The sequence below is a fragment of the Nonomuraea thailandensis genome (assembly GCF_024172165.1).
Classification (GTDB): domain Bacteria; phylum Actinomycetota; class Actinomycetes; order Streptosporangiales; family Streptosporangiaceae; genus Nonomuraea; species Nonomuraea thailandensis.
The window spans coordinates 1,435,401-1,442,500 of record NZ_JAMZEB010000002.1 but is presented as its reverse complement, the minus strand read 5'-3'; the positions used below and the strand labels follow the sequence as shown (position 1 = coordinate 1,442,500).

The window sequence follows — 7,100 nt, the reverse complement described above, 5'->3', positions numbered from 1 at the left end:
CTGCGGGCACAGGTGGGCACGCCGTGGACCCGTGATCACATGGATGCCGCCCTGGGGCCCTGCTGGCGCTCGACGCGTACGGGTGACCAGAGGTGTTGGCGACGTCCGCAATCCGCCGGTAGGAGGTCGGAGGTCCGATCAGCCGGATGTCGCGCTGATGCCCTCTTGCGAGGTCAGGGAGCGTTTCGCTTAGTTACTTCATAGGCGGCCGAATGATCGCATTCGCCAACTATCCGGCACATCGCGCGTATCCTGCCCCGGTGACCACTGCCGCCACACTCGCTCCTCCAGCCCACCGCCCGACCGAACGGCTGCGCACCTCGCCTCCCTGGTGGATGGCACTGGTGGGCGCGGTGGCCGGGTTCTCCGGAACGGGTTCCGCCACGCTCAACGGCGACGAGCTCGCGACCATCAGCGCCGCCTCGCGTTCGTTGTCCGGGATGTTCGAGCTGGCCCGGCACATTGACGGGCACTTCCTGCCCTACTACCTGTTCATGCACTTCTGGGCGAAGGCCGGCACATCGGAGCTGTGGCTGCGCCTGCCGTCGGCGGTGGCGATCGGGGTGGCGGCCTGGTTCCTGGTCGATCTGGGACGGCGGCTGCACAGCACGCGGGCGGGGGTGATCGCCGCGGGGATCTTCGCGATCCTGCCTTCGGTGTCCTATTACGGGGCGTTCGCCAGGTCGTACGCGTTCGCGGCGGCCGCGGTCGTGCTCTCGTTCTGGGCGCTGCACCGCGCCGTGGAGCGGCCGGGGGCGGTGCGGCGGTGGGTGTTGTACGGGGTGGCGGTGGCGCTCGTGTGCTCCACGCATCTGTTCGCGGTGCTCGTGCTGCCCGCCCACCTCCTGCTCCTGCGGCGGGCGGTGGCGGTGCGGATGCTGACCGCGCTGGCCATCGGATGTGTGCCCGCCGCCGTGCTCGGGTTGATCGGGTACGGGGAGAGGCACGCGATCAGCTGGATTCCGGAGCGGGGGCCGGAGGTGTGGCTGAAGTTCCCGAAGATGGCCGCGGGGGCGACCACGCTGGGGGTCGTGTTGTTCGCGATGGCACTGGCCGGGGCGGTGGTGCTGTGGCGGGCGGCGGGCAGGAGCCAGGGCCCGGGCGACAAGGTGTGGGCGCCGGTGCTGGTGTGCTGGCTGGTGCTGCCTCCGGTGCTGCTGCTCGCCGTGTCGGTGCTCGTCACGCCGGCCTACGTGGACCGGTACCTGTTCGTGACCGCTCCCGCGCTGGCGCTGCTGGCCGGGCTGGCGGTGGCCGGGCTGCCCCGGTTCCAGGTGGTGGCGGCGGTGCTGGTGGTGACCGTCGGGTTCGGGCTGGCGTTCTCCGAGCATGCGGAGGTACGTGAGGAGAACGGACGGTTCGAGAACATCCCGTGGGCGCTCCGGGTGATCAAGGCCGAGCCAGAGGACGCGATCGTCTACGGGCAGAGCCACTTGCGTGCGGGGTTCGAGTACTACGCCGACTCGCTCATGCCGGTGGACGTGTTGCTGGCGGGCAGCGCGCCCGATCCCGACGGGTTCGGGTATCCCGAGGGGTCCGATGTCTCGGGGGCGCTGGAGGGGCGCGAGCGGGTTTGGGTCGTGTGGCGGGGGACGAAACAGTCAGGGCTGGAGGGTGACTCCATCGCCCGCGTCGGGGAGGTGGAGAAGGCCGGGTTCGAGCTCAGCGTGGCCAGGCACTCCGGTGATCTCCCAGGGCTGACGGTGGCGTTGTTCACGCGCCACTGAACCCCGCCGCATGTGGAAAGCCGCTCCTCCGCAGTGCGGCCTACGTGGAAAGCCGCTCCTCCGCAGTGCGGCTTACGTGGAATGCCGCTCCTCCGCGGAGCGGCCGTATGGGGAGAGCCGTCCCTCCGCAGTGCAGCCGTACGTGAAAAGCGGGTCCTCCGTAGTGCGAAGGACCCGCTCTCCCGAAGGTGGCGGTCAGCCGACCACGACGCCGCCGATCGACTTCTTGCCGCGCCGCAGCACCATGAACCGCCCGTGCAGCAGGTCCTCGGCCACCGGCACGTACGCCTCATCGGTGATCTTGCGGTTGTTGAGGTAGGCCCCGCCCTCCTTGACCGCCCGCCGGGCGGCCGACTTCGACTCGACCAGCCCGCTGTCGGCCAGCAGGTCGACGAACGAGGCGCCGAGCGCGGGCACGGCGGCCTTGGGCACCTCGGCCAGCGCGGCCTCCAGGGTCGAGGCGGGCAGCTCCTCCAGAGCGCCCTGGCCGAACAGGGCCTTGGAGGCGGCCAGCACCGCGTCGAGCTCCTGCCTGCCGTGCAGCAGCTCGGTGAGGTCCTCGGCCAGCGTGCGCTGGGCCTCGCGGGCGAAGGGCCGCTCGGCGACGGCCTTCTCCAGCACCTCGATCTCCTCGCGGGTGCGGAACGTGAACACCTTGAGGTAGTGGATCACGTCGCGGTCGTCGGAGTTGAGGAAGTACTGGTAGAAGGCGTACGGCGAGGTCATGGCGGGGTCGAGCCAGAGCGCGCCGCCCGCCGTCTTGCCGAACTTGGTGCCGTCGGCCTTGGTGATCAGCGGCAGGGTGACGACGTGGACGTGCGCGCCCTCGACGCGGCGGATCAGGTCGGCGCCCGCGGTGATGTTGCCCCACTGGTCGCTGCCGCCGACCTGCAGCGTGCAGTTGTAGCGGCGGTAGAGCTCCAGGAAGTCGTTGGACTGCAGGATCTGGTAGCTGAACTCGGTGTAGCTCAGACCCTCACCGGCCAGCCGGGCGGAGACCGACTCCCTGGCCAGCATGCGGTTGACCGGGAAGTGCTTGCCGATGTCGCGCAGGAACTCGATCGCGCTCAGCTCGCCGGTCCAGTCGAGGTTGCTGACCAGGCGGGCCGGGTTGGGCCGGGACTCGTCGAAGTCGAGGAACCTGCCCACCTGGCCGCGCAGCCGCTCCACCCAGTCGGCGACGACGTCGGTGGAGTTGAGCGAGCGCTCGGTGTTGCGGCCGCTCGGGTCGCCGATCAGGCCGGTGGCGCCGCCGACCAGGCCGATCGCGTTGTGCCCGGCGAGCTGGAAGCGGCGCAGCGTCAGCAACGGCACGAAGTGTCCGACGTGCAGGGACGCCGCCGTCGGGTCGAAGCCGCAATAGACCGTGATCGGCGCCTTGGCCATGGACGCGCGCAGCGCGTCGAGGTCGGTGGACTGGGCGATCAGGCCTCGCCACGCGAGGTCGTCAAGGATGTCGGTCACGGTGATCTGGCTTTCCTGTTCGGATGCGGATGCCTTTAGCCTGCCCGATCGGTGCGCTTGCGCGCCACTTGGATACGCTGGGTGTCCATGTGGAGGGTCCGTCGCGAGCTGGCCGTTTTCAAGATCTTAGGGGCTCTGGTGTGTGCCGGGCTCGCCGTTTACTGGTGGTTCGAGGGGGATTTTTGGGGTGTGATCCTGGCGGTGCCCGCGGCCGTGCTGGTAGGCGCGATGGGGCTGCGTGACGTGCTCGTCCCCGTACGGCTGGCGGCCGACCCGAGCGGCATCACCGTGGTGCACGGGTTCGCGGGCAAGCGGCACGTGCCGTGGGAGTCGATCTGGGACATCAAGGTCGACGTCCGCAGGCGCTGGGGGCTGCGCAGCGAGATGCTGGAGATCGACACCGGCGACAACCTGCACATCTTCAGCGCTCACGATCTGGGCGCCTCGCCCACGGAGGTGGCGGCGGCGCTGCGGCGGCGCGGCACGTGAGCGCGGTACGGCGAGACGGTCTCGTCGCCGTCGATCCAGAACCGCCAGGGCGTGTCCTTGGCCGTCGAGATTCCGGTGCGCGGGCCTGACCTGATGAGATCCGGGTCGGCGGGCCGGCCTTCGAGGACGGCGGCCGACTGGTGCGGCCTGCCGGCGGGCGAGCCGTCGATGACGGCGTCGAGACCGTTGTGCTCGCGCAGCAACCCGAGCGCCACCGCGAGCCGGGCGGGGCCGCGCGCGAGGTCACGGTCGGCGATCCGCCGCCCGGCCGGGCGCGCGTCGCCGGCCAAGCGGGCGTCGCCGGCCGAACGAGCCTCTCCGGCCGAACGAGCCTCTCCGGCCGAGCGGGCGTCGCCCGGAGCGGGCTCTGCGCCCGAGGCGGCGGGCTTGCCTGGCGAGCGGCGAGCGCGGGCCTCGGACACGCCCGCCACCACCTCGCCCGCCCGCAGCAGCACGGCCGAGCCCGACCCCTCGGGCAGGCAGACGAGGTTGGCGCAGAAGTGCATGCCGTAGGTGAAGTACACGTACAGGTGCCCGGGCGGCCCGAACATGACCGCGTTACGGGGTGTCCTGCCCCGGTAGGTGTGCGCCGCCGGGTCCTCGCCGGGGCCGCCGTACGCCTCGACCTCGGTCAGGCGCACGGCGACGGGGCCGTGCACGAGCACGCGCCCGAGCAGGTCGGGCGCCACCTCGTGGGACGGCCGGTCGAAGAAGCCGCGCGGCAGCGGCGCCGCGCTCAGCGCGCCGCCCCGCTCGAAGCTCAGCTCCCCGCGGCCCATGCCGCCTGCGCGTCGACCGCCTCCCGCAGCGCGATGAGCTGGTCGCGGACGCGGTCGGGCGCGGTGCCGCCGTGGGTCTTGCGGGCGGCCAGGGCGCCGGGCACGCTCAGCACGTCGCGGACGTCGGGTGTCAGGTGCGGCGAGACCTTGGCCAGCTCGTCGTCGGTGAGCTCGCCGAGGTCCTTGTCGTTGACCTGGCACCACACGACGAGGTGGCCGACGGCCTCGTGCGCGTCGCGGAACGGCATCCCGCGCCGCACGAGCAGCTCGGCCAGGTCGGTGGCCAGGGCGTAGCCGTCGGGGGCGGAGGCCTCCATGCGCGCGGTGTTGACCCGCATGGTGGCGACCAGGCCCGCCATCGCGGGCAGGACGAGCAGCAGCGTGTCGACCGCGTCGAACACCGGCTCCTTGTCCTCCTGGAGGTCGCGGTTGTAGGTCAGCGGCAGGCCCTTGAGCGTGGTCAGCAGCGACATCAGGTTGCCGATCAGCCGCCCCGACTTGCCGCGGGCCAGCTCGGCCACGTCGGGGTTCTTCTTCTGCGGCATGATCGACGAGCCGGTGGAGTAGGCGTCGTCCATCTCGATCCAGCGGAACTCCTGCGAGGCCCACAGGACGATCTCCTCGCCCAGCCGCGACAGGTGCACGCCGATCATGGCCGCGTCGAACAGGAACTCGGCCGCGAAGTCGCGGTCGGCGACGGCGTCCATCGAGTTGGACGCGGCGGCGGTGAAGCCCAGCTCCTGCGCGACGGCCTGCGGGTCGAGCGGCAGCGAGGAGCCCGCGAGGGCGCCGGCGCCGAGCGGGGAGATCGCGGCGCGCTTGTCCCAGTCGGTGATCCGGTCGATGTCGCGCGCGAAGGCGTGCACGTGGGCCAGGAGCTGGTGGCCGAACGAGACCGGCTGGGCGTGCTGCAGGTGCGTCATGCCGGGCGCGGCGGTCTCGGCGTGCTGCTCGGCCTGGGCCATCAGCGCGGTCTCCAGCTCGACCAGCCGGGAGACGATCGTGCGGGCGTGGTCGCGCAGGTACAGGCGCAGCTCGGTGGCGATCTGGTCGTTGCGCGAGCGGCCGGCGCGGAGCTTGCCGCCGAGCGAGCCGAGCCGCTCCAGCAGGCCGCGCTCCAGCGCGGTGTGCACGTCCTCGTCGGCGACCGTCGGCCGGAACTCGCCCGCCTTGCAGGCCTGCTCCAGGTCGTCGAGCGCGCCGATCATGCGCTCGAGCTCCTCGGCGGTCAGCAGCCCCGCTCTGTGCAGCACGCGGGCGTGCGCCCTGGACGCCGCCAGGTCGTACGGCACCAGCCGCCAGTCGAAGTGCACACTCACCGACAGCCGGGCCAGCGCGTCGGACGGGCCGCTCTCGAAGCGTCCGCCCCACAGCCGCATCGGCTTGCCATCACTCACCGTCATCTCCTTCGCGTCCCCCGAGACCATAGTGCAACTCAGCCCTTCCTCGCGTCCCGGGCCGCCGCGATCTTAGCGGGGAGGGAGAACAGCTGGACGAAGCCCTTGGCCAGCGATTGGTCGAAGGTGTCGCCCGTGTCGTAGGTGGCGAGTGAGAAGTCGTACAGGGAGTCCTCCGAGCGGCGCCCCGTCACGGTCGCGTTGCCGCCGTGCAGGGTCATCCTGATCTCGCCGTTGACGTGCTTCTGCGCGTCGGCGATGAGCGCGTCGAGCGCGTTCTTGAGCGGCGAGAACCACAGGCCGTCGTAGACGAGCTCGCTCCAGCGCTGGTCCACGCCGCGCTTGAAGCGGGCCAGGTCGCGCTCGACGGTGACGTTCTCCAGCTCCATGTGGGCGGCGATGAGGGCGATGGCGCCGGGCGCCTCGTACACCTCGCGCGACTTGATGCCCACCAGCCGGTCCTCGACCATGTCGATGCGGCCCACGCCCTGCGCGCCGGCGCGGCGGTTGACCTCCTCGATCACCTGGTACGGCGTGAGCGCGCGCCCGTCGAGCTCGACGGGGACGCCCCGCTCGAAGGTGATCACGACCTCGTCGGGCTCGCGTGGCTGCGCCGGGTCGGAGGTGTAGGAGTAGACCTCTTCGGTGGGGCCGTTCCAGATGTCCTCCAGGAAGCCGGTCTCGACGGCGCGGCCCCAGAGGTTCTGGTCGATGGAGAAGGGGTTCTTCCTGGAGGTCTCGATGGGCAGGCCCTTGGCCTCGGCGTACTCGATGGCCTTGTCGCGCGTCCAGGCGAAGTCCCTGGCGGGGGCGATGACCTGGAGGTCGGGGGCCAGGGCGGCCAGGCCGGCCTCGAAGCGGACCTGGTCGTTGCCCTTGCCGGTGCAGCCGTGGGAGACGATCGTGCCGCCGAACTGCTTGGCCGCCGTCACCAGGTGCTTGGCGATCAGCGGGCGCGACAGCGAGGAGACCAGCGGGTAGCGGTCCATGTAGAGCGCGTTGGCCTGCAGGGCCGGCACGCAGAAGTCGGCGGCGAACTCCTCCTTGGCGTCCACCACGACAGATTCGACGGCGCCGCAGTCGACGGCGCGCTTCTGGATGACGTCCATCTCCTCGCCGCCCTGGCCGAGGTCCACGGCGACGGCGACGACCTCGGCGTTCATCTTCTCGGCGAGGTACGGGATGGCGACCGAGGTGTCGAGGCCGCCTGAATAGGCGAGCACTACTCTGTCGGGCATTTTCCA

At 71.1% G+C, this 7,100-nt stretch carries 6 protein-coding genes; 2 read left to right on the top strand and 4 right to left on the bottom strand.

Annotation, left to right across the window (positions count from 1 at the left end):
• Positions 1-260: 260 nt before the first annotated feature.
• Positions 261-1,727: a glycosyltransferase family 39 protein gene (locus tag HD597_RS10725; protein ID WP_253741859.1), complete on the top strand. Its 1,467-nt coding sequence runs from the start codon at positions 261-263 to the stop codon at positions 1,725-1,727.
• A gap of 195 nt (positions 1,728-1,922) precedes the next feature.
• Here the strand turns inward: HD597_RS10725 and tyrS are convergent, their stop codons facing one another.
• Complete coding sequence (tyrS, locus tag HD597_RS10720) at positions 1,923-3,191, bottom strand: tyrosine--tRNA ligase (protein ID WP_253741858.1); 1,269 nt, start codon at positions 3,189-3,191, stop codon at positions 1,923-1,925.
• Between the two features lie 87 nt (positions 3,192-3,278).
• Here tyrS and HD597_RS10715 point away from each other — a divergent pair, with 87 nt between their 5' ends.
• Positions 3,279-3,680, top strand: coding sequence for a PH domain-containing protein (locus HD597_RS10715; protein WP_253741857.1), 402 nt, complete (start codon positions 3,279-3,281; stop codon positions 3,678-3,680).
• Here HD597_RS10715 and HD597_RS10710 read toward each other — a convergent pair.
• The 3 genes from HD597_RS10710 to HD597_RS10700 are packed head-to-tail and all read right to left on the bottom strand — an operon-like array spanning position 3,620 to position 7,094.
• Positions 3,620-4,459 (bottom strand): DNA-3-methyladenine glycosylase, encoded by an 840-nt coding sequence (locus tag HD597_RS10710; protein WP_253741856.1) that lies wholly within the window; start codon positions 4,457-4,459, stop codon positions 3,620-3,622. The genes HD597_RS10715 and HD597_RS10710 overlap by 61 nt on opposite strands.
• The gene (argH, locus tag HD597_RS10705; RefSeq protein ID WP_253741855.1) at positions 4,441-5,862 is read right to left on the bottom strand and encodes an argininosuccinate lyase; all 1,422 of its coding nucleotides are present in this window, start codon (positions 5,860-5,862) and stop codon (positions 4,441-4,443) included. The genes HD597_RS10710 and argH overlap by 19 nt, the downstream gene beginning before the upstream one ends.
• Before the next feature lie 32 nt (positions 5,863-5,894).
• Positions 5,895-7,094, bottom strand: a complete 1,200-nt coding sequence (locus tag HD597_RS10700; protein ID WP_253741854.1) for an argininosuccinate synthase — start codon at positions 7,092-7,094, stop codon at positions 5,895-5,897.
• Between the last annotated feature and the right edge of the window lie 6 nt (positions 7,095-7,100).

Excerpts from the sequence above, each read along its gene's own strand:
- HD597_RS10700 (WP_253741854.1), bottom strand. The coding sequence starts at position 7,094 with ATGCCCGACAGAGTAGTGCTCGCCTATTCAGGCGGCCTCGACACCTCG.
- argH (WP_253741855.1), bottom strand. The coding sequence starts at position 5,862 with ATGACGGTGAGTGATGGCAAGCCGATGCGGCTGTGGGGCGGACGCTTC.
- HD597_RS10710 (WP_253741856.1), bottom strand. The coding sequence starts at position 4,459 with ATGGGCCGCGGGGAGCTGAGCTTCGAGCGGGGCGGCGCGCTGAGCGCG.
- HD597_RS10715 (WP_253741857.1), top strand. The coding sequence starts at position 3,279 with ATGTGGAGGGTCCGTCGCGAGCTGGCCGTTTTCAAGATCTTAGGGGCT.